The 25,157-nt window shown below is 57.7% G+C and carries 22 protein-coding genes and 2 tRNA genes; 18 read left to right on the top strand and 6 right to left on the bottom strand.

Annotated elements, in window-relative coordinates; translation table 11 throughout:
* Positions 1-103 precede the first annotated feature (103 nt).
* Together BT199_RS14160 and BT199_RS14155 are read left to right on the top strand one after the other, a co-directional pair.
* Positions 104-179 (top strand) — tRNA-Phe (locus BT199_RS14160).
* 172 nt (positions 180-351) lie between these two features.
* Positions 352-1,023 (top strand): hypothetical protein, encoded by a 672-nt coding sequence (locus tag BT199_RS14155; protein WP_072434755.1) that lies wholly within the window; start codon positions 352-354, stop codon positions 1,021-1,023.
* A gap of 36 nt (positions 1,024-1,059) precedes the next feature.
* Here the strand turns inward: BT199_RS14155 and BT199_RS14150 are convergent, their stop codons facing one another.
* Both BT199_RS14150 and BT199_RS14145 read right to left on the bottom strand, forming a co-directional pair.
* On the bottom strand, positions 1,060-2,667 hold the full coding sequence (locus BT199_RS14150) for an ArnT family glycosyltransferase (protein WP_060767891.1): 1,608 nt from the start codon (positions 2,665-2,667) through the stop codon (positions 1,060-1,062).
* Between the two features lie 87 nt (positions 2,668-2,754).
* A complete protein-coding gene (locus BT199_RS14145; RefSeq protein ID WP_072434753.1) occupies positions 2,755-3,720 on the bottom strand; it encodes an arsenic resistance protein in 966 nt (321 codons plus the stop codon).
* A 158-nt stretch (positions 3,721-3,878) separates the two neighbouring features.
* Here BT199_RS14145 and BT199_RS14140 point away from each other — a divergent pair, with 158 nt between their 5' ends.
* Positions 3,879-4,292, top strand: a complete 414-nt coding sequence (locus tag BT199_RS14140; protein WP_014716505.1) for a hypothetical protein — start codon at positions 3,879-3,881, stop codon at positions 4,290-4,292.
* A gap of 119 nt (positions 4,293-4,411) precedes the next feature.
* On the opposite strand, the gene gabP is transcribed toward BT199_RS14140, so the two are convergent.
* Positions 4,412-5,803: a GABA permease gene (gabP, locus tag BT199_RS14135; RefSeq protein ID WP_020302403.1), complete on the bottom strand. Its 1,392-nt coding sequence runs from the start codon at positions 5,801-5,803 to the stop codon at positions 4,412-4,414.
* 555 nt (positions 5,804-6,358) lie between these two features.
* Here gabP and BT199_RS14130 point away from each other — a divergent pair.
* The 14 genes from BT199_RS14130 to BT199_RS14060 all read left to right on the top strand — a co-directional run bounded on the left by BT199_RS14130 (position 6,359) and on the right by BT199_RS14060 (position 19,296).
* On the top strand, positions 6,359-7,132 hold the full coding sequence (locus BT199_RS14130) for an ABC transporter ATP-binding protein (RefSeq protein WP_010213906.1): 774 nt from the start codon (positions 6,359-6,361) through the stop codon (positions 7,130-7,132).
* A 13-nt stretch (positions 7,133-7,145) separates the two neighbouring features.
* A complete protein-coding gene (locus tag BT199_RS14125; protein ID WP_014716503.1) occupies positions 7,146-7,898 on the top strand; it encodes an ABC transporter substrate-binding protein in 753 nt (250 codons plus the stop codon).
* 74 nt (positions 7,899-7,972) lie between these two features.
* Complete coding sequence (locus tag BT199_RS14120; RefSeq protein WP_005783890.1) at positions 7,973-8,668, top strand: ABC transporter permease; 696 nt, start codon at positions 7,973-7,975, stop codon at positions 8,666-8,668.
* Positions 8,669-8,706: 38 nt separating this feature from the next.
* Entirely contained in the window at positions 8,707-9,396 is a 690-nt protein-coding gene (locus BT199_RS14115) for an ABC transporter permease (RefSeq protein WP_072434953.1), read from the top strand.
* Entirely contained in the window at positions 9,377-10,564 is a 1,188-nt protein-coding gene (locus BT199_RS14110) for a methyltransferase (RefSeq protein ID WP_072434751.1), read from the top strand. The genes BT199_RS14115 and BT199_RS14110 overlap by 20 nt, the downstream gene beginning before the upstream one ends.
* Positions 10,565-11,065: 501 nt before the next feature.
* Positions 11,066-11,141: transfer RNA gene (locus tag BT199_RS14105), tRNA-Thr, on the top strand.
* Between the two features lie 172 nt (positions 11,142-11,313).
* Positions 11,314-12,648 (top strand): tyrosine-type recombinase/integrase, encoded by a 1,335-nt coding sequence (locus tag BT199_RS14100; RefSeq protein WP_072434749.1) that lies wholly within the window; start codon positions 11,314-11,316, stop codon positions 12,646-12,648.
* 1 nt (position 12,649) lies between these two features.
* Positions 12,650-12,979 carry a hypothetical protein gene (locus tag BT199_RS14095; RefSeq protein ID WP_072434748.1) on the top strand — a complete coding sequence of 110 codons (330 nt, stop codon included), beginning with the start codon at positions 12,650-12,652 and terminating at the stop codon, positions 12,977-12,979.
* Between the two features lie 1,051 nt (positions 12,980-14,030).
* Positions 14,031-14,729 carry an HNH endonuclease signature motif containing protein gene (locus BT199_RS14085; RefSeq protein ID WP_072434744.1) on the top strand — a complete coding sequence of 233 codons (699 nt, stop codon included), beginning with the start codon at positions 14,031-14,033 and terminating at the stop codon, positions 14,727-14,729.
* 1 nt (position 14,730) lies between these two features.
* Positions 14,731-15,108: a hypothetical protein gene (locus tag BT199_RS14080; protein WP_046070453.1), complete on the top strand. Its 378-nt coding sequence runs from the start codon at positions 14,731-14,733 to the stop codon at positions 15,106-15,108.
* 17 nt (positions 15,109-15,125) lie between these two features.
* Positions 15,126-15,497, top strand: coding sequence for a nucleotidyltransferase domain-containing protein (locus tag BT199_RS14075; protein ID WP_072434742.1), 372 nt, complete (start codon positions 15,126-15,128; stop codon positions 15,495-15,497).
* Between the two features lie 461 nt (positions 15,498-15,958).
* Positions 15,959-17,323, top strand: coding sequence for a CHASE2 domain-containing protein (locus tag BT199_RS14070; protein ID WP_072434740.1), 1,365 nt, complete (start codon positions 15,959-15,961; stop codon positions 17,321-17,323).
* Between the two features lie 16 nt (positions 17,324-17,339).
* Entirely contained in the window at positions 17,340-17,705 is a 366-nt protein-coding gene (locus BT199_RS14065; protein ID WP_014716500.1) for a hypothetical protein, read from the top strand.
* A 13-nt stretch (positions 17,706-17,718) separates the two neighbouring features.
* A complete protein-coding gene (locus tag BT199_RS14060) occupies positions 17,719-19,296 on the top strand; it encodes a M48 family metallopeptidase (protein WP_032901798.1) in 1,578 nt (525 codons plus the stop codon).
* An 80-nt stretch (positions 19,297-19,376) separates the two neighbouring features.
* Here BT199_RS14060 and BT199_RS14055 read toward each other — a convergent pair whose 3' ends face one another.
* Complete coding sequence (locus BT199_RS14055; RefSeq protein WP_014716498.1) at positions 19,377-20,693, bottom strand: OprD family porin; 1,317 nt, start codon at positions 20,691-20,693, stop codon at positions 19,377-19,379.
* A gap of 408 nt (positions 20,694-21,101) precedes the next feature.
* On the opposite strand from BT199_RS14055, the gene BT199_RS14050 reads away from it, so the two are divergent.
* Entirely contained in the window at positions 21,102-23,177 is a 2,076-nt protein-coding gene (locus tag BT199_RS14050) for a TonB-dependent receptor (protein WP_072434738.1), read from the top strand.
* 317 nt (positions 23,178-23,494) lie between these two features.
* On the opposite strand, the gene BT199_RS14045 is transcribed toward BT199_RS14050, so the two are convergent.
* Positions 23,495-23,710 (bottom strand): hypothetical protein, encoded by a 216-nt coding sequence (locus BT199_RS14045; protein WP_014716496.1) that lies wholly within the window; start codon positions 23,708-23,710, stop codon positions 23,495-23,497.
* A gap of 235 nt (positions 23,711-23,945) precedes the next feature.
* A complete protein-coding gene (aguA, locus tag BT199_RS14040; protein ID WP_072434736.1) occupies positions 23,946-25,052 on the bottom strand; it encodes an agmatine deiminase in 1,107 nt (368 codons plus the stop codon).
* Positions 25,053-25,157 lie beyond the last annotated feature (105 nt).

Raw genomic sequence — 25,157 nt, 5'->3', positions numbered from 1 at the left:
TTGATCAAAAACCGGGGTCTGCACGTAAGCGACGGTAATAATTAAATATTTTTTGAAAACTTGCTTGACGACCCCCTGAAAAACCCGTTTAATGCGCCCCGTTGCCCAGATAGCTCAGTCGGTAGAGCAGGGGATTGAAAATCCCCGTGTCGGCGGTTCGATTCCGTCTCTGGGCACCAAAATACCGAGAAACCCCAAGGAACAATGCGTTCCTTGGGGTTTTTTATTGCCTGCGATTTAATGCGACTCACGCATTTACGGACACGATGTCGCAGCAGGACGATTGAGGGTTATTTTTGGCTGGACTCAATCGTTCAGCCTTTACCCAAATCTCAGTTGTAAGGTTTTTTCATGACCCGCTTCTTGCTTTGCACCCTGTTACTACTGACCGCCCTGCTCAGTGGGTGTGCCACGCAGCTGGACGTAGCGATCAACGCGACGCCTGATCCCGACTATCACTTCGACCGACAGGCAACCGTGCTGGTGACCTCCACCGGCGGCAGCGATGAAAACTCACTCAACGCCCGCTACTACCTGCGTGACATGGTCCGCGCCATGCAGGACCAGGGCTTTCGCAATGTCTTCACCGACACCACCCTGCCCAAGAACCATGCACCAATCAAAATGACCGTCACCCTGGACGTCGACAGCAAGCAGGTGACGTATCGCTATACCGCCACCGAATACGGGCAGGTGGCAAAAAGCACCACCACCCAATGCAAGAAGAACAAGAAAAAGACCGACCAACTGACCTGCACCAGCACTCCAAACACCTCCTACGGCCCGGTAGGGACCTCGGAGCGCACCGGCTACACCACGCTCACCACCTTCCGGGTCACCGCTCGTGATGAAGTGAGCAGGCGCGCTGTCTACCTGCTACGGGCGTCGTCCTATAACGACGACTGCCAAGCCGCCAAGGTCGAAGCCTTCCTGGTACAGCAGGGTTTGCAGAATCTGAATTTCCAGGACCGCGTGCAGCGCAACTATACGGTCACGATGCCTGAAGGCTTCCGTTGCAAGTAATCAGCTGCTCGGCAGGCCCTTGGCTCAAGGGCCTTCTTACCTGAGCAAAAACACCATCAATGGGTTGTCATTCAAGCGCCCTTGATAGCTCGGCGCCAGGTGCTCCACCGGCGACCCCTTCAACAGCGCGGTCTCCTTGCGCGATACGATCACCCACGAGGGCCGGGGCAGCGCCGCCAATTTCTCAAGCTCGTGTCGCCCGACAAACAGCGGCTGTTCATCGTGATCCAGGTTCATCATGTAGCGCACCGCCCAGGTATCCCGGGCCAGATCGACAAACACCAAAGGGCCCGGCTGCGCCTGGCGCAACGCCTCCACCTGGCTGACAAACCGCCGAGTATCGAATTGCAGGTCCTTGGCCGGCTCTATCACCGTCACCAGCAACAGCCATTGCGCCGCCAGGGCGATCAGACTGAGCCACACCAACCGCCATGCTCGCTGCCAGGCAATCAACGCTGCGGCTTGCAGCACCACCAGCACGCCGATCATCAACGGCAAGGAAATCTCCGGCCAGTAGCCCTGCTTGTGCCAGGCGTGTCGACACACAAACAACACAACCACGCACAACGCCGGCAGCGCCGCGACCAGCCATTCGTAGCCGCGACGCACGCCCACCAGCCAGCCTTGCGCATGCAGCAGCCCATAGGCAGCGACAGCCGCAAACATCGGCACCATCGGCAGAATGTAATAAGCGCGCTTGAAGTGCGGTACCGACAGGCCGAGCAGAATCATCAAGCCGCAGCCCCCGAACCGCACCAGCAATTGCAGGTGCTCATTGCCCCAACGCTCGGGCCAGCGATGGCGCAACGCAAACAGGGTCGCAAACGCCAGCGGCACCACCGGGAAGTAGCGGTACAAGCTCAGTTGGAAGTAAAAGTAAAACGGCTCACCCGACTCATCCAGACGCCCACCGACTTGCATCTTGAAGACTTCATCGGCAAACGCATTGCCACCACTGAACCGCGCAAGCTTCATCAATAACCACCAGCACGCGGCGAGCAACACCAGGCCGACAACGCCGTGGATCAGGATCTGCCGGACACGCACCCCCGGTTTGCCCAACGCCCAATACACACACACCACCCCGCAGACTTCAATCAACCCCAGCGGCCCACGTATGGCGAAACCCAGGATGAACAACGGAAACACCGCCAGTTGCCTCAGCCGTGACCCGAGGCGTTCGCCGGTGTGCAGCAGATAGAAACTGCCCACGCATAACAACGCGACCATCTGGTCCAGGCACACCGAGCGCGACTTTTCGAGCAACTGGGCGGTGAGCAGCGTGAGCAGCATCGTCAGCAGCGACCAGGCACGGCTGTAGGGTGCCAGCAGACGATACATCAGCGCGATCACACCCGCCGAGGCGAGCGCCGTGGGCAGCACATTCGCCAAGTGGTTCGGCGCGTCGAACAAGCGGGCGAATAGATAACTGAAGAAGGTCGCGGTGCCTGGGTAATCCGCATAGGGCTGGCCGTAGGTGGTGGGGAAAAGACTCGCGCCATGGCGATACATTTCCTGCAGGAAAAGCGCCCAACGCCCGTCAAAACCCTGGGGCTGCTGATCCCAGATGCCTACTGTGAACAACAAGAGAGCGACCAGGAAAATACCCAGTGACTCCAGGCGAAAACGGTTGCGGTGATCCATCGGGTGACCTGTCAGGTGGGAAGCGCTGGCGTATGGTGCCGAACGCGCCCCTGAATGGCGCCTGAACAGACCTGAACATTCACGCGGTTACCGACTGGAGGGCCACACCACTGCCGGGATCAGGCGAACGTAGGCCAACTCGGCAACCAACTCGATCAGGGTCTGCAGGACCACCACCGCTGCGGCCAAGCCGCGCACATCCTCCGGCAGGGCCAGCGCCAACGGTAAAACCACCAGCGAGTTACGGGTCGACGCACTGAACGTTACCGCCCGCGCCGTCAAAGCTGGCAGTGCGAACAGGCGCGCAGCCCCAATGCCCATCAACGGCGCCAGCAACACAAAGGCTACGTAGACCGGAATAACTGGCAGCAACACATTGATATCCTGCATTACCGCCGTGATGTGCGAAGCGAGCACGACAAACAGCACCAACGCCATCGCCGGCACCGGCAACCACGCCCAGGCACTGTTCCAATGACTGATTATGCTCGACCGCCGCGCAAGGACGCTGGTCACTACTGCCAGAAGCATCGGCACCACAATCAGCCCCAAGAACGCCTCGACAAACGGCCCCGCCGCCACCACCACGCTGGATTGCTCGCCCAACATCAGCCCCAGGTATACCGGCAACAGCAGCAGTTGCAGCAACAGCAGCAGCGGGGTTGCCGCCAGCATCGACCGCGAGTCGCCCTTGCCGATATGGGTAAACACCACCACGTAGTCGATACAGGGCGTCAGCAACACCAGCAGAGCGCCCACCAGCAACGCCGGGCGCTCCACCAGGCCGCGGGTCAACCCCCACACCAGTAAAGGCACCAGGATGAAATTGGCCAGCAGCAAGGCCCCCATGAAGCGCTTGTTGCCCAAGCCTTGGCGCAGCTCAAGAAAGGGTATCTGCAAAAACATCGCATACATCAGCACGGCGATGGCAGGGGTCACCCAAAGGCTGAGGCCCTGCGCCGACAAGGGCCAGAGCAGGCCAAACGTGACGGCCGCAAAGACGGCAACGAAGTAGATCGGGACCTGATGGTGTTCCAGGGTGTCACGGGTCATGGGCGGGCTCTGGTGGATCCATAGACTGTCAGCCTAAGTACCCGCGCAGATAAGGTCGAGCACTACAGCAATCATCGCCGCCCGAGAAACCCTTGGGATTTACCCCAACCTGCGCTTCAATACACCCTCTAAACCCAGACCCCAAGGACGTTAAGCCCATGGCCTCGCCAAACAAGCAGCAAAAACGCGCCCACCGGGCAAAAGCCAAGGCCAAGCAAAACCGCACCCAGCGCGCCGTGGCGCACAAGCCGGATGCTTTTGCTGGCGACGACAGCCGCATCGACCTTGAGTCGGTGGATTTGACTGAACTGTTCGTCGAAATGCGTACCGCCGGCGAGATCAGCCAGCAGGCGCTGTGTGCGGTGTTCCTGGCGCACCCGTTGCTGGCGTTGGTGCTGGAGCAGGAAGGCGAAGAGGAAGCGACCGACTTTATCCTGGCGGCGCTGATCGAGTATCGGCAGTGGGCGACGGACAGCGATGATGAAGCCGCCGCATTGGCGTGGATTGAGTCGCCGCAGTTCCAGGCCGACTACGTGGCGGCGTCCCAGGCGCTGGCCAACGCCCCCGACTGACGCAAAATAAAAATGTGGGAGCGGGCTTGCTCGCGAATGCATTCTGACAGTCACTCAATTATTGACTGGTCTAGCGCATTCGCGAGCAAGCCCGCTCCCACAGTTTGAATAGCGGCGTATCAGTTAAGCGCCGCAGCCCCCACTCTTTGAGCCTTGCGACGGCTCGCCACCACCAACCCCGCCAACACCACCAGCAAGCTCAGAATCCCGGTGGCGATGATCTCGACCCGGTGCGCTTCCTGGAACAGCATGATGGTCAACGTACCGACGATAAACACCATCACCGCGTACGTCAGGCCAGGAAACAACCACATCTTGAACACGATCTTCTCGCCCGCCGCCGCACGCTTCTGACGCATGCGCAGTTGCGACACGGCAATCACCAAGTACACCAGCAACGCAATGGCGCCGGAGCTGGCCAGCAGGAATTCGAACACGGCCGCCGGGGCGACGTAGTTGGCAAATACCGCCAGGAACGCAGCGCCGGTAGACAGCAACACTGCCCAGTAAGGCGTGCCGCTCTTGTTGGTACGCTTGGCCACGGCCGGTGCGTCACCGCGACGGCCCAGGGAGAACAGCATGCGCGACGCGGTGTACAGCGCCGAGTTGAGGCAGCTGGTCACGGCAACCAGCACCACCAGGTCGACAATCAGCTTGGCGTTCGGAATGCCCATGCGTTCCAGCACAGTCTGGTAGGAACCTACGGCAGCCAAGGTCGGATCGTTCCAAGGCACCAGGGAGACCACGATGAAGATCGACAACAGGTAGAACAAACCAATCCGCCAGATCACCGAATTGGTGGCCTTGGTGATTTGCTGGCCAGGGTTCTTCGATTCGGCGGCAGCAATGGTGACAATCTCAGTGCCCATGAACGAGAACATGGTGGTCAGGATCGCCGCCAACACCGCACCCATGCCGTTGGGCATGAACCCTTGGGTATCGAACAAGTGCGAAACACCGCTGACCTGGCTGGTGGGCAAGAAGCCGAAGATCGCGGCCAGGCCGAGGATCACAAAGCCGACGATCGCCACGACCTTGATCAGCGCAAACCAGAACTCGAACTCACCGTAGTTCTTCACACTGAACAGGTTGGTTGCAGTCAGCAACAACGTAATGATTAGGGTAAACGCCCAAATCGCCACGTCGGGGAACCAGGCGTGCAGGATGGTCGCCGCTGCGTTGGCCTCCAACGGAATCACCAGCACCCAGAACCACCAATAGAGCCAGCCAATGGTGAAACCGGCCCAGTGGCCGATTGCCCGGTCGGCATAGGTAGAGAACGAACCGGTATCGGGTGACGCAACGGCCATCTCGGCCAGCATGCGCATTACCAAGACCACCAGTGTACCGGCGGCTGCATAGGCCAACAGTACAGCCGGGCCGGCAGCAGCGATCGCATGGCCGGAGCCGACAAACAAACCGGCGCCGATGACGCCGGCAATCGACAGCATGGTGACGTGCCGCGGTTTGAGCCCCTGTTCGAGGTCATTGGAGCTTTGCGTACTACTCATTGACACACCTTTGCGAGGAATTGCGAAAACGGTTCGCCCGGCCTGCAGCCTTTCTCGTGAAAAGAATCCAACAGGGCGTTCTTTATTTTTTACGCAAGATTTGCGCCAAAATGTAACAGAGCCGCAGTTGACGCGGGCTGTAGGACAATTCGTCAGCACTCGCAAGTCGTTGAGAATCATGGCATTCCGCTATAGCGTTACCGTGCGACTCACCTTCCAGCCAATCCGACGCACCAAAAACACACACAAAAAGTACGTGACGCCCCATAAACGGGCTGATATGGACCGTTTGCCCGGTTAACCCTTCCAACACCCGGCCAAAGCTGGCACCATCGCGCCCTTTTTTACGCGAAGCCTGTGGATCTTTCCGGTTCAAACGTCTGTAGGTTGTTGATGGCGCGACACGCTACTGCGCCGATGCGACACCCTGCCGCAGACCATCGGTTAACCGTCCGCAGCGCTGTTGGCTGTCATCCAAACGCTATGCTAGCTTGGCGCCTCGCCAGGAAGGCGGCCCAACAGCGAAGATCGCAACGAACACAATGAGGACCGCACATGGCCGAGGCCACGCCCGCGCTTGAAATCCGCAACTTGCACAAACGCTATGGTGAGCTTGAGGTACTCAAGGGTATCTCGCTGACCGCTCGCGACGGCGATGTGATCTCGATCCTGGGTTCCTCCGGTTCCGGCAAGTCCACCTTCCTGCGCTGCATCAACCTGCTGGAAAACCCGCACCAGGGCCAGATCCTGGTGGCCGGCGAAGAACTCAAGCTCAAGGCCGCGAAAAACGGCGAACTGATGGCCGCCGACGGCAAGCAGATCAACCGCCTGCGCAGCGAAATCGGGTTTGTGTTTCAAAACTTTAACCTGTGGCCGCACATGAGCATCCTCGACAACATCATCGAGGCCCCTCGTCGCGTGCTCGGCCAAAGCAAGGCAGAAGCCATAGAAGTGGCCGAGGCCCTGCTGGCCAAGGTCGGTATTGCCGACAAGCGCCACGCTTACCCTGCGCAACTCTCCGGCGGCCAGCAACAGCGGGCGGCGATTGCCCGCACCCTGGCGATGCAACCTAAAGTCATCCTGTTCGATGAGCCGACGTCGGCGCTTGACCCGGAAATGGTTCAGGAAGTACTTAATGTGATCCGCGCACTGGCCGAAGAAGGCCGCACCATGCTGCTGGTCACCCACGAAATGGGCTTCGCCCGTCAGGTATCCAGCGAAGTGGTGTTTTTGCACCAGGGCCTGGTCGAAGAGCAAGGATCGCCACAGCAGGTGTTTGAAAACCCGCTTTCGGCGCGCTGCAAACAATTCATGTCCAGCAACCGCTAACGGAGCAACATGCATGCAGACCTATAAGAAATTCCTTCTGGCCGCGGCCGTCTCGATGGCGTTCAGCGCCACGGCCATGGCAGAAACCTTGAAAATGGGGATCGAAGCGGCCTACCCGCCGTTCAACAATAAAGACGCCAGCGGTAACGTTGTCGGCTTCGACAAGGACATCGGCGACGCCCTGTGCGCCAAGATGAAAGTCGAAAAGTGCGAAGTGTATGTGTCCGACTGGGACGGCATCATCCCGGCCCTGAACGCCAAGAAGTTCGACTTCCTGGTGTCCTCGCTGTCGATCACCGACGAGCGCAAGCAGGCGGTGGACTTCACCGACCCGTACTATTCCAACAAGCTGCAGTTCATTGCGCCCAAAGCCACTGCGGATTTCAAGACCGACGCCACTTACCTCAAAGGCAAGGTGATCGGTGCACAGCGCGCAACGCTGGCCGGTACCTACCTGGAAGACAAGCTGCCGGACACCGAAGCCAAGCTCTACGACACACAGGAAAACGCCTACCTCGACCTGACCTCCGGTCGCCTCGACGGCATCCTGGCTGACAAGTACGTGCAGTACGAATGGCTCAAGAGCAAAGACGGTTCGGCCTATGAATTCAAAGGCGACCCGGTGGTAGAAAGCGACAAGATCGGTATCGCCGTACGCAAGGGCGACCCGCTGCGCGAGCGCCTGAACAAAGCCCTGGCAGAGATCAAGGCAGACGGCACCTACAAAAAGATCAACGACAAGTACTTCCCGTTCAGCATCGAATGATCTGAACGGCCTGCCCGGCGCGCTCCTGCGAGCGCGCTGGCTTTTAGCAATGCCTGCCGCGATATGAAAACACCATGAATTTCGATCTCTACGGATTCGGCCCGGCGCTCGCCGCCGGCGCGCTGATGACCGTCAAACTGGCGCTCACGGCCCTGTGCCTGGGGCTGGTGCTCGGCCTTGCCGGCGCCTTGGCCAAGACTTCGCCGTACAAGCCGCTGCAATGGCTGGGCGGTGCGTATTCGACCATCGTTCGCGGTATTCCCGAATTACTGTGGGTGCTGCTGATTTACTTCGGCACCGTCAATCTGATGCGTGCCCTGGGTGAGTTCTTCGGCAACCCAGACCTGTCCCTGAGTGCCTTCGCCGCTGGCGTCATCGCCCTGGGCCTGTGCTTCGGCGCCTACGCAACGGAAGTGTTCCGCGGCGCGATCCTCGCCATTCCCAAGGGGCACCGCGAAGCCGGTGTGGCGTTGGGGCTGTCGAAGTTTCGGATTTTCACCCGGCTGATCATGCCGCAGATGTGGCGCATCGCCCTGCCGGGCCTGGGTAACCTGTTCATGATCCTGATGAAAGACACCGCGCTGGTGTCGGTAATCGGCCTGGAAGAAATCATGCGCCACGCGCAAATCGGCGTGACCGTGACCAAGCAACCCTTCACCTTCTTCATGGTCGCCGCATTCATGTACCTGGGCCTGACCGTACTGGCGATGACCAGCATGCACTTCCTGGAAAAACGCGCCGCCCGCGGCTTTGCAAGGAGCACCCAATGAGCGGCGACTACAGCTGGCTATCGCACTTTGACCTGGGCCTGAACTGGGCCGTGATCATCAAGTGGCTGCCGAAGTTGGCCCAGGGCGCAACCTTGACCCTGGAGCTGGTGGCAATCGCCGTGATCGCCGGCCTGCTGCTGGCGATCCCTCTGGGCATCGCCCGCTCTTCGCGCCGCTGGTACGTGAGCGCCCTGCCCTACGGCTACATTTTCTTCTTTCGTGGCACGCCGCTGCTAGTGCAGTTGTTCCTGGTGTATTACGGCCTGGCGCAGTTCGACGCCGTGCGCGACAGCTTCATGTGGCCGTACCTGCGCGACCCGTTCTGGTGCGCCACCGCCACGATGACCCTGCACACCGCCGCCTATATCGCCGAGATCCTGCGCGGCGCGATCCAGGCCATCCCGCCGGGAGAAATCGAAGCGGCGCGGGCCCTGGGCATGTCCAAGCCCAAGACGCTGTTCTACATCATTCTGCCACGCGCCTCGCGCATCGGCCTGCCGGCCTACAGCAACGAAGTGATCCTGATGCTCAAGGCCAGCGCGCTGGCCAGTACCGTGACCCTGCTGGAACTGACCGGCATGGCGCGCACCATCATTGCGCGCACTTACCTGCCGGTGGAGATTTTCTTCGCTGCGGGGTTGTTCTACCTGCTGATGGCCTACGTGCTGGTGCGCGGCTTCAAACTGCTGGAAAAATGGCTGCGCGTCGATGCATGCCAAGGACGTTGAGGCACGCTTCCAGGCACTGGATGCATTCCTGATCGAGCACCAAGGGCTGTGGCGACCACGGCCCTTTACCCAGTTGCAGTTGCCCTGGGAATCCGAGCATCCGGAATTATCCCGGTGGTTGCGTCAGCGCTCGCTGGCCGAAGCTGAAGCCAGTCATAACCAACCCCACGACCTGCCCGCGCCCGCACCGTTTCCACAGCTGGCCGCTCGCGCGCTGCGCCTCGGCGCTGTGGATAAGTTACCCACGCACACCCTTGAGCCCGCTCGCCATCGCCTGAATGTCGACGTGCCCGGGCGCAAATGGCAACAGATCGAAGCCTTCGGCGCCGCGCTGACTTTTGCCCAAACGCCTGCCCACTGGCTGGACTGGTGCGCCGGCAAAGGCCACCTCGGCCGTCGCCTGCTGCAACCCGGTCAACAACTGACCTGCCTGGAGTACGACCCCGCCCTCATCGCCTCCGGCCAAGCCTTGAGTGATCGCCACGACCTCCCCGCAACCCATCACCTCCAAGACGTCATGGCGGATGTCGCGATCCAGCCCGAACACACACCGGTCGCCCTGCATGCCTGCGGCGACCTGCATGTGCGCCTGCTGCAATTGGCCAGCGCCGCCGGCTGCAAACAACTGGCCCTGGCGCCCTGCTGCTACAACCGCATCACCGCCGACCGTTATCAGGCCGTCTCCGCCGCCGGGCGCGCCTCACTGCTGCAACTGTCGATTGATGACCTGGGCCTGCCCCTGAGCGAAACCGTCACCGCCGGCAACCGTGTACGCCAACAACGAGACACCTCCATGGCCAGGCGCCTGGGCTTTGACCAACTACAGCGGCAAGTGCGCGGCTGCGAGGACTACCTGCCGACACCCTCCCTGCCCGCCAGTTGGCTGGATAAATCCTTTGCCGACTACTGCCAGGAACTGGCGAGCCTCAAGGGCTTATCCACAGGTGAACAGGATTGGACGACGCTGGAAGCCCACGGCTGGCAGCGCCTGGCCGAAGTGCGCAACCTTGAGTTAGTGAGAGGCTTGTTTCGACGCCCATTGGAACTATGGTTGGTATTGGACCGGGCACTGTTCATGGTGGAACAGGGCTACAACGTCGAGGTCGGCAGCTTCTGCGAACCATCGTTGACCCCTCGCAACCTGATGGTGCTGGCCGAGCGCGAATAAAGGGCAAAAAATCCTACAAGCGCCTTGTGGATAACTCTGTTGATGAATAGTTTGCAGAGGCCCTAGATATAGGCACTTCACACCCAAAGCCGGCCTGGTTATTTTTTGTTCACAAAATAAAGTACACAAAAAACAGGCAGTTGCAGCGTGTTGAGAACTGCTGCACAAAATGGCTGTTTCGGGACAACCGTTACCAACCGATTGTGCATAAGCATCTGGCGCCAGACGCATAACGGGCTCTTTGTGCGGGCTGTTTGGCGCGTTTGGCAAGGGGTAAAGCCCGTTGTGCATCAGGTTACGAGGGGGTCTGTCCAAGGGATGCTTGAACCCTATCGATCTCGTCTACTGCATGGAGTTGGACCCGTACTTTGCACGCGCTCTTCAACCTGTGAAGACACGGGGAAAACGCCCTAATCGCGAGAAACCTCCGACTTTGCAAAAATAGTCAGAATTCAGGGGTTTACAGAACCTTTCCAATCGCTATAATCGTCGCCCTAACACGCCGGTATAGCTCAGTTGGTAGAGCAACTGACTTGTAATCAGTAGGTCCCGGGTTCGACTCCTGGTGCCGGCACCATACAAGGTTCCATAGAAGGCTTTCAAAATCTCTGGAACCCCCGAAAAACCCGCCTTCTGGCGGGTTTTTTCGTTTTGGCGTTCCATCGGTTTCCGTCAGAAACTGGTGGATTCCAACCGTTTTAAGGGTAGAGTTTGGGATACAGGTCACTTCGATAAAAGGGAGTACCCTTATGTCGCGCACCACAGCTCCGCTCTCCGACGCAGCTTGCCGCTTGGCAAAACCTACAGACCGCGCCTACAAGCTTTTCGACGGCGATGGCCTCTACCTCCTAGTCCAACCCAATGGCCGCAAAGGCTGGCGGCTCCGTTACGTCAAACCTGACGGACGCGAAGGACTGACCTCGTTCGGCAACTACCCCGTCATTGGCCTCGCCGATGCACGCCGCAAGCGCTTGGAAATCAAGCGAATGCTGGCGGACGGCATTGATCCCATAGAGACCAAGCACCAAGCCAAGGCGGAAGCCGTAATCAAAGGCAGAACCTTTGAAAGCGTTGCGCTCGACTGGCATACGGAAATGTCGGCCAAGTGGGCACCAGGCCACTCCAAGACTGTGATGAGCCGCCTCAAAACCCACGTGTTCCCGCTGATCGGCGCCCGCGCCATTGTCGACCTCGACACCCATGACCTCATGCAGCCCCTGGAAGCAATCAAGAAGCGCGGAACGATAGACGTTGCTTTAAGGGTACAAAACTACCTGCAGAGCATCATGCGCGAGGCAAAACGCCTCCGACTTATAACCGCAAACCCTGCCTACGACCTCGAAGGCTTGATCAAAGCCCCGCGGGTGGTACATCGCCCCGCTCTACCCTTATCGCGACTGCCGGAACTGCAGGAGCGGATCGACACCTATAAAGGCCGGGCACTTACCCGTCTGACGGTGATGCTGTCGCTGCATGTGTTTGTACGATCCAGCGAGCTGCGTTTCGCCCGCTGGAGCGAGTTCGACCTCAAGCGCGGCACCTGGGAGATACCGGACACTCGACCTGCGTTGGAGGGAGTACCCTTTTCCACAAGGGGTACGAAGATGGCAGGGGATATCCATTTAGTACCCTTATCGCCGCAAGCAGTGGCGCTACTCGAAAAAATCCATGCACTCACAGGCAAATTCACATTGGTCTTCGCAGGGGATGCCAAACCCTGGAAACCCATGTCCGAAAATACCGTGAACAACGCGCTACGGACGATGGGATACGACACCAAAACCGATATCTGCGGGCATGGGTTTCGTTCGATGGCCTGCAGCGCACTGATCGAGTCAGGGCTGTGGTCCGAGACCGCCATTGAAAGGCAAATGAGCCACAAGGAGCGCAACAACGTCCGCGCCGCTTACATCCACAAGGCCGAGTTCATCGAGGAGCGCAGACTGATCATGAACTGGTGGAGCCGGTATCTGGAGGCCAACCGGCAGGAGCATGTTACTCCACACGAATTTGCCAACCAGATTGGAGATAACGTTACTCGGATAAAGGCGAAGCCTGGCATTGGCGCAGAGAGGAGGAATTGATATGGATATCTCAACCGCACAAAGCATCAAGCTCGCCATTGTGTCGGCAACCGGACTGTCAAAAGACGCGCTGCATATTTATTTGGGCATGGCGATCTATTTAACGTTGATCGTCGGCACCCGACGATTCAGGCCATACCTTGGCTGGCTGGTTGTTTTCATCATTGCGTGTGCTGGCGAGTGGGTAGATCGGCGAGACGATATTGGAAGCTTCGGATACTGGCGCTGGCAGGCAAGCGCTCACGACGTTCTCAACACGTTGTTTTGGCCGACGGTGCTAACACTGCTTTGGCTTTTAAAGTGCCGCAGTAAAGTAAGCGTACATCCGTAAGACTCTCGCAATCTGCTCTGCCACGCGGGTCCATCCAAACAGGGCTGCAAAGCCGCCCTGCTTGGATGGACCTCACTTAAAAATCTAAAGCCCACACAACTGTCTGTGGAAAACCACTGATTTCCACCGGTGGATAATTTCATCCAGAGCCGCAGAACTCCCGAAAATTGGAGTCTTGACCCGAATTATCCACAGGCGTAGAAAAGATCGGGCAAAGCGCTGTCGTCGACAGCAACCCAGGTAGCCAGAACCTTTAAGGCTACGCCACACCGTGGTGGTTCTCCCAAAGTGCGATTAGCGTCCGGCGGCTCGCACGGTCACAGCGATGTGATGGATGCCTACTTTTATCAGTGTGCCCACTGCGGCAACTCATACTCTTTCATAGCTGCCCTGCAGCAACCTATTCGCTTGGCCATTTTCTTGCGCCAACCTGCGCCCGTCTCTTTCTTCCGGAAAGAGACGGGCGCTCCTACCGCTGCTGCAGCCCAACTCGTACAAGGCATTGCGGCATTTCCCCTCGTGACAATCGGCGTGACAAACACCGAAGTCACCAGCAACAGCGATGCAGGTGATGGTGCTGCAGCCCAGGGAATGGACTGCACCTGACTGACAGTCAGGCATGCCCCGGTCATCGCTTCACTGCCTTCACCCGACTCAGGATCTCGCGGCGCCGGCCTCGTCAGCCAGCGCAGCTTCCACCCGCCCACTTCTTCGGAAGTGCTCAGGAGGCCAGATCATGAGATGCCCAAGCTCCCGGTCGTAAAGAGCCGCCAGTCCCGCGTCAGTGGACAACCCTCACAGGTCGCAGGGGCCTTGATCCCTGATAACACTCAGCATTCTTGGCGGGATGACGTGGGGCACCAATCAGGGCGTGACTAGGTTTCTATTCACGAGCGACTAAAGATCCTCTCTAGCTTAGGGGCCAACCTAACAAATCTGACGGGCATGGATATTTTCAAAACTTCCCTTTACCATCAATGCCTAATCTTCATAACACGATTATTTAATCGAATTAAAGTACACCAAAACCCACAAAATAGAGTAGTCCTACATGGCTATTACTGAAAAATCTATCAAACTACTTTGGTCAAACGCTGCAGGCCGATGCTCATTTACCGGATGTAAAGAAAAATTAACGGTCGAACAGGCTGCGGAATCGGCGCCACATACTTTAGGTGAGATGGCACACATCAAAGGCAGAAAAAAAGATGCTAACAGATACGATGCCACCCAGAACGACGTAGAAAGAGATGACTATGAAAATCTAATCCTACTCTGCCCCAATCATCACACACTGATTGACAAAAAAGAGAATGAAGAAAAATTTCCTGTAGAGTTTTTGCTGGAAATGAAGATTTGTCACGAAACTTACACTTCCAGCAAATTAAACGCCATCAAATATTCAACCTTAGAGGAACTCAAAGATAATATCTGCATTTATCTTTCAGAGAACCACCAATCTTGGCTTCAATATGGCCCGCTCTCGGAAAATGCTCAAAGGAATCCTCATAGTGATAAGCTTCATGCTCTTTGGCTTTCCGAACGTCTAACAACGATTGTCCCCAACAACAGGATAATCACCTCTTTAATAAAGGAAAATCAAACCCTTTTCCCTAGGTTAAAACAGAAAATAGTTGGGTCGTTCTTGACACACGCCTCCAGTTATGAAAAATGGGTGCACGACGAGATCCCTTATGAAGCTGTGCTGAGATTTCCCGCAGAATTCGAAAACCTTATCATGGAAAGTTAGAATGGCTGCTCAAAATAAAAATTTCCCTTGGATGAGCCATTACGAAGAATACGGATTCTTCGAAGATCGTATGCGTGGCCATAACAAAGTTTCCAGCCTAAAAAACATACAAGGAGGACTTTACGATCTATCTCTAACAAATGGAAAAATATTAAAAATTTTCATTTGCGAGTGTTACAGCTATGGAGTTGCTGAATATCAAGAAACCATACAAAAGCTTGGTCAGCTGGATGCAATCATCATCAATTCCAACTGGTGTGGTTATTCGCCTGAAGCAAAAATATATTGCCGAGAAAGGTCTGTAGGACTTTTCAAAATTCGCGAGTTCATGGCCGCACTGAACCTCACACGTTACTGGGAATATCTGACAGAATACTAAAGAGAAAAACTTGCTATATGATCAACTCCTATAAAGAGGACCTGTCCTATAAAGAGGATCTGCTCATCTACGGATTCGGCTCGTACTTCAATGGCAGAACCGAATTCCAAGATATAGACTTACTCATAGTCCATGATAACACTGACGAAAAATCCTGCACATTTGCAATAAAACTCAAGGAAATCTTCAGCACCCAAATAAATGATGCACATATATCAATACTTTCGAAAAAAGAAGTCATGCAGCTAGATTTCATAAGAAAAAGCAAATCCATTTTAATTGGATCAGTATCTTCCAATGCCATGAGCATTGAAGCTATAGCTATAAGAGAAAAAATCATAGGACAGCATCCCGCCCCTTCAAGAAACACTCACAATGTAGAGATGTAAAAACCAATAAACCCACATAGAAACATAACAACTTCAAAAATAATATTTCCCCCGCCTGATAATGACTACATCTCTCAAGATCATCAACCTGTAAAATTCGGCTCTTCAAGCCACTTCAGCTACATGACTCGCGCGAAACTAGATAAAGCTTAAAGGGTACTTTATGAGATACTCTGCATCACTTCGACTTAAAGAACATCTTAAAAACAACAAGATAAAACTCTATTCGACTCTTGGTGCGCACCATACAAAACAAAGCCTCCACAGAAATGTGGGGGCTTTGTTGTTTCCGCATCCCCGAAGCCCACGGAATAAACCCCCGGCCTGGACACGCCCGGGCTTTTTTACGAATGACGATCCATGCGCCCATCGCGATATGGCACTTAGCCACTTTTCCAATTGACACCCCCTCCCCACTCCGTTAAAAACCCCGCCTTGCTTGCGTTTTTATCGAGACATGGATGTTGTCCAAACCCCCGCTGTTCAAATACCGCCGCTATTGGCTGGCGGTCATCATCGTGTTGCTGGCGATTCTTGATCCTTTCGGCCTGGCCAGTTCCAGCGACAAGGCGTCGGCGCAGTGGCTCAATCGCATGTTCGCCAGTCACTACCCGAGCCTTGGGCAACAGCGGGTGGCGGTGGTGTTGATCGATGATGCCTACCTGATGCGCAATAACAGTTCGTGGCCCATGCCGTATGGCGAGCAGAGCAAGTTGTTCAAGCGCTTGCTGGCGTACAAGCCCCAGGCGGTGTTTGTGGATTTGCTTTATAGCCACGACCACTCGTTCGGCGACCCGACGCGGGGCAGTCAGTTGTTGGCGAATGTGTTTGAGCGTTATCAACGCCAGGGCATCCCGCTGTGGCTGGCCAACACCGGTTTGGCGCGCGGGGAGGCGGGCCAGGCCAATACGCTGGCGCCGTTTATGCAGGTGAGCCAGCCGGCGTTGGTGGTGTGGGAAGGGGTGGACGATAAGTACCCGCTGGCCATGCACACACAGGCTGGGCTTTTGGAAACGCCGGCGATGGCGCTGTACCGCGAGTTCTGCGCCACGCAACATTGCAAACAGCCGCCGGCGGATGCGCAAACTGCTTCGCAACGCCAGCCCATTGCAGTGCAGTGGGGATTGAAGCTGGCGCCGGAACAGGCACGTATCGCCGATATTCGCCACTGCGCGCCCGCGCGGCATTTTTTGCTGGATGGGGTGGCGCAGTTCTTCCAGGCGGTGTTCTGGAAACTCGATGACTCGGCCCAGGCGCGCTGCCCTTATACGCTGACGTTGTCGGCCAGTGACCTGGAGGTCAGCGACCCCGACGACCAGGCACTGGTCGCCGAATTGCTGCGCGACCGCCTGGTGTTGGTGGGCGCCAATATCGCCTCGACAGGGGACTTGGTGGAGTCGCCGGTGCACGGCCAACTCCCCGGCGTTTACCTGCACGCCATGGCGCTGGACAACCTGATCAATACGGGCATGGACTACGACCATGAACCGGCCAATTTCCCCCACCTGCCGTTCAATTGGCTGGACCTGCTGGAGCTCGGGCTGCTGGCGTTGATCGCCGTGCTCAAGGCGCTGCACGCACGTCGTCTGGCGGGCCATCGCCCCTGGAGCCGGTGGCGTCGCCAGGAAATCTGGTTTTTTACCTCGCCATGTCCGTCGTGGCTGTTGGTGATGTCGATGTTGGCGGGGGTCAGTGTGTTGCTGAGCCTCAATGACATCACCCCGGTCAACGTGCTGGGCATTGTGTTGCTGTCGTTGGTGCTGTTCAGCGAGCGGATCGAAGCCTTCTTCGACCGCGATCGCCGAGTGCACCGCTCTGCTATCTGACTCAAGGAAACCAAGGATGAACAGAAGCCTCATCGTCTTGCTCGCCGCCCTCTTCACCCAGGGCGCCTGGGCAGAAACCCACAGTATCAAGGCGTTCCTCGCCGACCCGGTGACCGTACTGGACGAGCAAGGCAAGCAACAACGTGAGCTGGCGAAAAAGGACGCGCCCACCCAGCCCCTGCCGGTGTTGCAGTACAACCAGGCGCTGGACCTGGTGCAGGTAGAACTGGCAGGCCAGAAGGTGTGGCTGGACACCATGGACCTGCGCATCGAGCCACCGCTGAACGTCGTGGACCTGCCCTGCCAGGGCCTGACCAAAAGCCAGGCCAAGGACAGCCGCAACAACTCCACCATCGGTTTTGGTGCCGGCTGCAATCAATAAAAGGAGCATTGCGGTGAAGGGATATCTAGTAGCAGCCAGCCTGTTGGCCAGTTCGGTGCTCAGTGGTTGCGCCACCTTGAAAGGCGCAGACCAGGCATTTCTGAACCTGGTGGGGCCCTCGACCCAGTCCCGGGTTCAGGGCCACTACGTGGACAACAGCGACGTACGCCAGTATTACAAGCTCGACCCACAACGTCAGAGCAAACAGCGCCTGAGCTACGACGGGCGTGCGGTGCCGGCCGCTGAAGCGCGCCAGCAGAACCTGGTGGATATCCCCATGCTGCAAGCCTACCTGCAGGGCATTGTCACGCGCTTGTCCAAAGGCTGGCCGGGGGAGTTGCCGCCGCTGCAGGTGAAGATCACCGACAGCTATGGCTTCGGGCCGTCGGCAGACCCTTACGGCAATCTGTTCGTGCCGCTGGGCATGCTGGACAACGTCGCCAGTGAAGATGAAATCGCCGCGATGCTTGGCCATGAAATGAGCCACGTATTGCTGCATCACCATGACCGCATGGCCGCTTTCCAGCAGCAGAAAGACATGTTCACCACCGTGGCCTCCACGGTCGCCTTGGCCACCATGGCTGCCGATACGGGCGTGGACCGCAGCTCCGGTACGATGAAACTGTTCAGTAAAGACCCGGCCGGCACCCAGAAGACCATCGGTAATACCGTGCTGTACACCGCCCTGGCCAATACCTTTTCCGATCAGGTATGGAGCACCGCCTGGGGCCGCAGCCAGGAAGACCAAGCCGACTTGCTGGGCACCGACTTGATGATCCGCGCCGGTTACGCGCCGCGAGCCGCCACCCATAGCCTGGAACGCCTCAACGACTTCCAAGGCAAGCAGAAACCCTTGCTCACGGGGTTCCTCACCGCGCGCAAGAATGCCATGCAGGATTCGCTGCAGCAGTTCAATCTCAACCAGTTCACCAAAGAGCTGGACGTGCTGGTCAAGGATGGCTTGACCACCGGCCTCACCGCGACCAGCCAATATTTCAACCGCTCACATATGTCGGCCATGGACCGCGACACCGAGCTGCGCCAGTACTTGCAACGCGAATATCGCCAGGAACGCCGCGCCCGGGTCAACCCGCAAAGCTGGGCGAAAATGAAGAGCACGCCCCAGGTGGCGAAGGCTTTGCAGGGCTATAAAGACGCGTACTTCGCGATTGATGCCCTGGAGAAAAACAAGGTGCCAGACGCTGACGCTTTCATCCGCAAGGCCCTGGCTTCGCCGGTAAAAGACCAGCCGAGCATTCGGCGCACTGCCTATACTGTGCGCCTGGCCCAAGGCAAAAACAGCGAAGCGGTGAAAGAGTTGCAGGCGATCAAGGACTGGTCCCTGGCCGGGCCTTCCACCTATGACTTGATGATCAGCTACCACCTCAAACGCGGTGACGGGCAATCGGCACTGGCGATGATCGATAAGGCAGAACGCAACCTGGGCTCGGAGGAACTGTTTATTACCGAAAAGCTGCTGGCCAACCAGCAACTGCAGAATGCGCAGCAGGTGCAAACGGTGTTGCGCAAGTGCGAGCAGTACCCGACACGCAAGGAAAACTGCAAGAAACTCGCGCCAGCCAAGGCCTAGGTAGCAGCCTCCAGGCATAAAAAAACCCCGAACCAGTCGGGGTTTTTTATGGCCTGGCATCAGGCACGACATTCGATCAATTAGAAAACGTTGATCGGGTAGTCGGCGAACAGACGGATTTCGTTACCGCCTACGTTGTACTCGCTGGCGTTGTTGGAAACGCGCAACCACGAGGCACGAGCACGCAGGCTCAGGTCTTTGGCTGGGCCGCTCTGTACCACGTACTTGAACTGGTTCCAGATTTCACGCTCGGTACCATCGCCACGGTTGGTACCGTCGTCGATGTTGGTACCGCGCACGTAGGCAATGTTGTAGGTCAGGCCCGGTACGCCGAAGGTGGCGAAGTCGATGCCGTAACCTGCTTGCCAGGAGCGCTCGTCCTTGCCGTTGAAGTCGGACCAGTAGGAGTTGGCCAGCAAGATGGTATTGCCGCCGTCGCCGATACCGCCGGCGTTGCGGTAGCCGCCGTACAGGTAGCCAGTGTCACCGGTGCTGCGCTGGTGAGCGATGGTGAAGCTGTGCGGGCCAACGGCCCACGTGGCGCCCAGGCTCCAGATTTTGTTGTCGCGCGCGTCAGCGTCTTTTTGGTTTTCCAAGGCGAAGCTGCGATCCAGCTTGGTCTTGTAGCCATTGAAGTCAAACGTCAGCGACTGCTGCTGCGGCAAGGCCAGCACGTAGTTGACGTTGACGTATTGCTTCTTCAAAACGTCCTGCATGTCGGAGGCGTAAAGGGCAGCCGACAGGCTCTCGGTGAATTTGTAGCTACCACCGATATAGTCGATGCTTTTCAGGCGGCCGCTGTCGGTGCCTTCCATGCTCTTGCGCGCTTCTTTAGTGAAATGACCCGCGTCCAATTGCAGACCGGCGATTTCTTTAGAGACGATCGAAGTACCGGTGTAGGTTTCCGACAACAGGCGAGAGTTGTCGTACTGCAGCACAGGCACAGCCGGGAACTGATCACCGTACTTGAGTACAGTGTTGGAAACGCGGAACTTAACGGCAGCGCCGCCTTTGGCCAGGTCGTGCGGTGCCGAGCCTGGGTTTGGCTTGCCGTTGTCATCAAGAGTGCCGTTGCCCTGCTTGAAGAAGTCGATACCGCCGGCGCCAGCGCGACCTTTACCACCGTCCAGGCGGATAGCGTATTGGCCAATCACATCCACACCCACACCCACGGTGCCTTGGGTGAAGCCGGACTCGAACTTGCCGATGAAGCCTTGGCCCCATTCAGCTTTGTCCTGCTTGCCGTTTTTGTAGTCACGGCTGATGTAGGCGTTACGTGCTGCGATGTTCAGGTGGCTGTCTTCAACGAAACCCTTGGATTGCTCCTGGTCGTTTGCCATTGCTGTCGATGCGCTCAAAATCCCCAGAGCGATCAGACTCATCCGTTGCTTCAACATTTTCTTATATTCCTTATTACGGGTTGAGTACGCGCTGTGACACCAGGCTCCTATTGCTTTTTCTGGTGTCGACTTTGCCGGCAAAAAGAAGGCCCGCGGACGACTGAACTGCCGCAGGCCTTTTTTATTGGGATTAGTCATGGTGGTTAGCCACAGGCGTTGGGCGCAATCCTATGCGGGCGTTGAACTATGTGTCAATTTCGTGAATCGTCTGTATTTAGGCGATATTCGTCTAAGCGGCGAGCGGAGGCGCAGGGATGAAAGCCTGAAAAGCGCCTTGAATCCCCCTCGAAACACATTAAGTAACAAATCCGACAGAGCGGACGTTAGGGAATAGATAACACGCGCAAATGCAAAGCATTACCATTCGCGCACAATTTTCCTGCCACGTCATTTGGATACGCTCCCATGCCTGCCCCTCGCCTGACGCCCCTCTCCCTTGGGCTCTCTGTTCTGCTGTCTGCCGGTTTTGCCGGTGCGGCCACGGTCTTGCCTGAAACCTCGATCAGTGTGGAAGCAGACGAAGACGACCCACGGGTCAAGGAGACCAGCACCGCCACACGCACCGCGACGGCTGTTCGCTATGTGCCCCAGGCGATCGACTCAGTCAAAACCGAAAGCCTGCGCTCCTATGGCACCAACGAGCTGGGCCAGGCGTTGAGCGGTATCCCCAACGTCAGCAGCGGCGCCGATACACGCTTCGACAGCCTGCGCATACGTGGTTTCGACGCCAGCAATGACTTCTATCTGGATGGCATTCGCGACGACAGCCAGTACGTGCGCGACCTGCATAACATCGAGCGTATCGAAGTACTCAAGGGGCCGGCTGCGGTGCTTTACGGGCGAGGCGGCCAGGGCGGCATCGTCAACCGGGTGAGCAAAATGCCAACCCCAGGGCAAAAATCCAGCATCGAAGCCCAAGGCGGCAGCAACGATTTGCGCAGCCTGTATGCCGACCTGAGCACCGACCCCACCGACAACATCAGCCTGCGCCTGAACATGGGCAACCAGGACAACAACAGCTTTCGCGATGGCGTCAGCGGCAACCGCCAGTTGTTCGCGCCGTCAATGAGCTGGCAGCTCACTCCAGAGCTGAACTGGCTGGTGCAATACGAATACAGCCGTTACAACCGCACCCCAGACCGTGGCATTCCGGGCGTCAACGGGCGCCCGGCGGATGTGAGCCGCAGCACCACTTACTTTGATCACGGCGATTACATCGGCGATAAATCCCAGTCCCTGCGTTCCAAACTCGCCTACGAGCTCAACGCCGACTGGCAACTGCGCCACACCCTTGGCGTGTTCAAGCTCGACAGTGATTTCGACAATACCTACCAGACCGGCTATGACCCGAAAACCAACAGCGTCACCCGCCAACACTGGCAGCAGGACCTGACCACCCGCAACGTGTTCAACAACCTGGAACTGGAAGGCGGTTTCGACACCTTTGGCCTGGAACACCGCCTGCTCACCGGTATTGAGCTGGGCAGCCAGCGCCGCGATCCGAAGCTGTACTCCGCTCGGGATGGCAGAACAGTGCCGAGCCTGGACCTCAACCAACCCAATCGCCGCCTGAGCCACACCGGGAGCATGCGACTGTCGAGTAACAACCACACCGAAGTCGAAAGCCGCGCCCTGTATGTGCAGGACCAACTGCGCCTGAACGACCAGTGGCAACTGCTGGGCGGGCTGCGTTACGACCGTTTCGAAGTGGACACCACCAACAAGCTGCTCGACATCCAACAGAACGTGAAAAGCCACAGCACCAGCCCGCGGGTCGGCCTGGTGTGGACGCCCCTGGAACACCACTCGTTCTATGCTTCGTGGAGCAAGACCTTCACACCAGCCGGCGGCGGCCTGATCGGCATCACGCCGAACGCCACCGGCAACGCCAACGACCTGAGCCCGGAGCTGACCAAGCAAAAGGAAATCGGCGTGAAGAGCGACTGGTTCGACGAACGCCTGAGCACCACCCTGGCCGTGTACGAACTGGAACTCTACAACCGCCGCACCAGCGACCCGCTGGACCGCACCATTACGCTGCTCACTGGCGAGCAACGCTCACGCGGCGTGGAGCTGACCGCCACCGGCAAGATCGTCGACAACTGGTATGTGCGCGGCGGCGTGGGCCTGCAGGACGCCAAGGTCGAGAAGGACAACAATGGCTTTGAAGGCAAACGAATCAGCGACGTGGCCAAGCGCAACGCCAGCCTGTTCATCACCTGGAAACCGCAGATGGGCTGGTACGCGGAAACCGGTTTGACCCTGGTGGGTGATCGATATGCCGACAACCTCAACACCGTGGTGTTGCCGGGTTATGGCCGCTGGGACGCGCTGGCCGGGTTCCGTCAGAAAGAGTGGGACGTGAGGGCGGCGCTGAACAATATTGCCGACAAAAACTACTACGCCTCGGCGACCAGTGCGGCGCAGATTCAACCGGGGGAGCCGCGAAGCCTGGTGGTCACCGGTACCTACAGCTTCTGACACGCCTCATGTGAAACAAAGCCAGCCCCCACACTGGTTAGGCATTGCCCACAACATCAGCGCCTGGCGCAGATCCCTGTGGGAGCGGGCTTGCCCGCGAAAGCGGCGTGCCAGTCACCACATCTTCAACTGAACCACCGCCATCGCAGGCAAGCCAGCTCCCACACTGGTTAGGTAGTGCCCACAACATCAGCGCCTGGCGCAGATCCCTGTGGGAGCGGGCTTGCCCGCGAAAGCGGTGTGCCAGTCACCCAATCTTCAACTGAGCCACCGCCATCGCAGGCAAGCCAGCTTCCACAGTTGGTTTCAGGTGTTCTTTAGTTGCTCATTACCTCGCACAACGCCTGCACTTCATCCTCCGTGAACAACCCCAACGGGTAGCGCTCACTCATCACACTGCGCAAGTCAGACGCTTGTCTGGCCTGTCGCGAGCCGTTCGCCTTCAACCAAAGGGCCAACGCATGGATGGCGTCACCGTCGACCCGCAAAGGGTGGAACGTACGCGTGTTCATCAGGTGGACATCGGCATTCATTTCAGCGCTCTCTCCTGCTGCGTGAGCGGCTAACTTACTCAAGGTTTGTGACAGAACTACGCGGTCATCCCCCTTGGGCCACTGTAACCACAGCGATACAAGAGCTATGCCAATGTGCCGTGTTCACCCAGATACAGGCATGAAAAAGCCCGCGACCGAGCTGGGTCGCGGGCTTGCGGGGAACACTGCAAACGCGCGGTGCTCGTGCGCCATCAAGGCGCTGTTACAACTGCACTCACTTTCGCTGCGGAGCTGGCTGCTGTTGGGTCAGGCAATGGATATTGCCCCCACCCAGTAACAGTTCGCGGCCCGGCACCATCACCACTTCATGCTGTGGGAAAAGGTTCTGCAGGATCTGCTTGGCCTGGTCGTCCAACGGGTCATCGAAGCTCGGCGCGATGATGCCGCCGTTGACGATCAGGAAGTTGACATAGGAACCGGCCAACCGCACGGTCGGATTACGCTCCTGGCTGCCCTCAACCAGGTCTACCCCGGCGCATTCCTCCTCAGTGGCATACAGCGGACCCGGGATCGGCATTTTATGCACGATGAACGAGCGGCCCTGGGCATCGGTGCTGCTTTGCAGCACGTCCATGGCAGCGTGGCAGCGTGGGTAGTTCGGGTCTTGCGGGTCATCGGTCCAGGCCAGCAACACTTCGCCCGGGCGCACGTAGCAGCAGAAGTTATCCACATGGCCGTCGGTTTCGTCGTTGAACAGGCCATCCGGCAACCAGATGATCTTATCCACAGCCAGGTTATCGCTGAGCACCGCCTCAATAGCCGCACGATCAAGGTGTGGGTTGCGGTTGCGGTTCAACAGGCATTCTTCGGTGGTGATCAGGGTGCCTTCGCCGTCGACATGAATCGAACCGCCTTCAAGCACGAAGCCTTCAGTGCGGTAACGCGGTGCGCGCTCCATCTCGAGGATCTTGCCTCCCACTTGGGAATCGCGGCTCCACGGGGAATACAGGCCGCCGTCAAAACCACCCCAGGCGTTGAAGTCCCAGTTCACACCCCGTACTTCACCACTGCCGTTGATCACGAAAGTCGGGCCGGTGTCGCGAACCCACGCGTCGTCATTGGACATTTCCACCAGGCGGATATTGGGTACGTCCAGGCGGGCACGGGCGTTTTCGTACTGGCTGGCGGAGACCGCGACGGTCACCGGCTCAAAACGTGCGATAGCCTTGGCCACCGCCACATGGGCCGCCTGCGCTGGCTTACCGCCCAGGCGCCAGTTGTCTGGGCGCTCGGGCCAGATCATCCAGGTCTGGGTCTGGGGCGCCCATTCGGCAGGCATATGAAAGCCATCGGCGCGAGGTGTGCTGTGCAAGGTGGTCATGGCGATCAGGGCTCCGAATGGGGTGAAGGGCAACTTTATAATGGATAAAAATCGGCTTTAACAGACTAAAAACATGATAGGTGCTCGGGTCTGCAAAAAATAGCC

It is taken from the genome of Pseudomonas sp. NFR02, from assembly GCF_900119375.1.
Lineage (GTDB): Bacteria > Pseudomonadota > Gammaproteobacteria > Pseudomonadales > Pseudomonadaceae > Aquipseudomonas > Aquipseudomonas paracarnis.
This window is presented reverse-complemented; position numbering and strand designations above follow the sequence as displayed.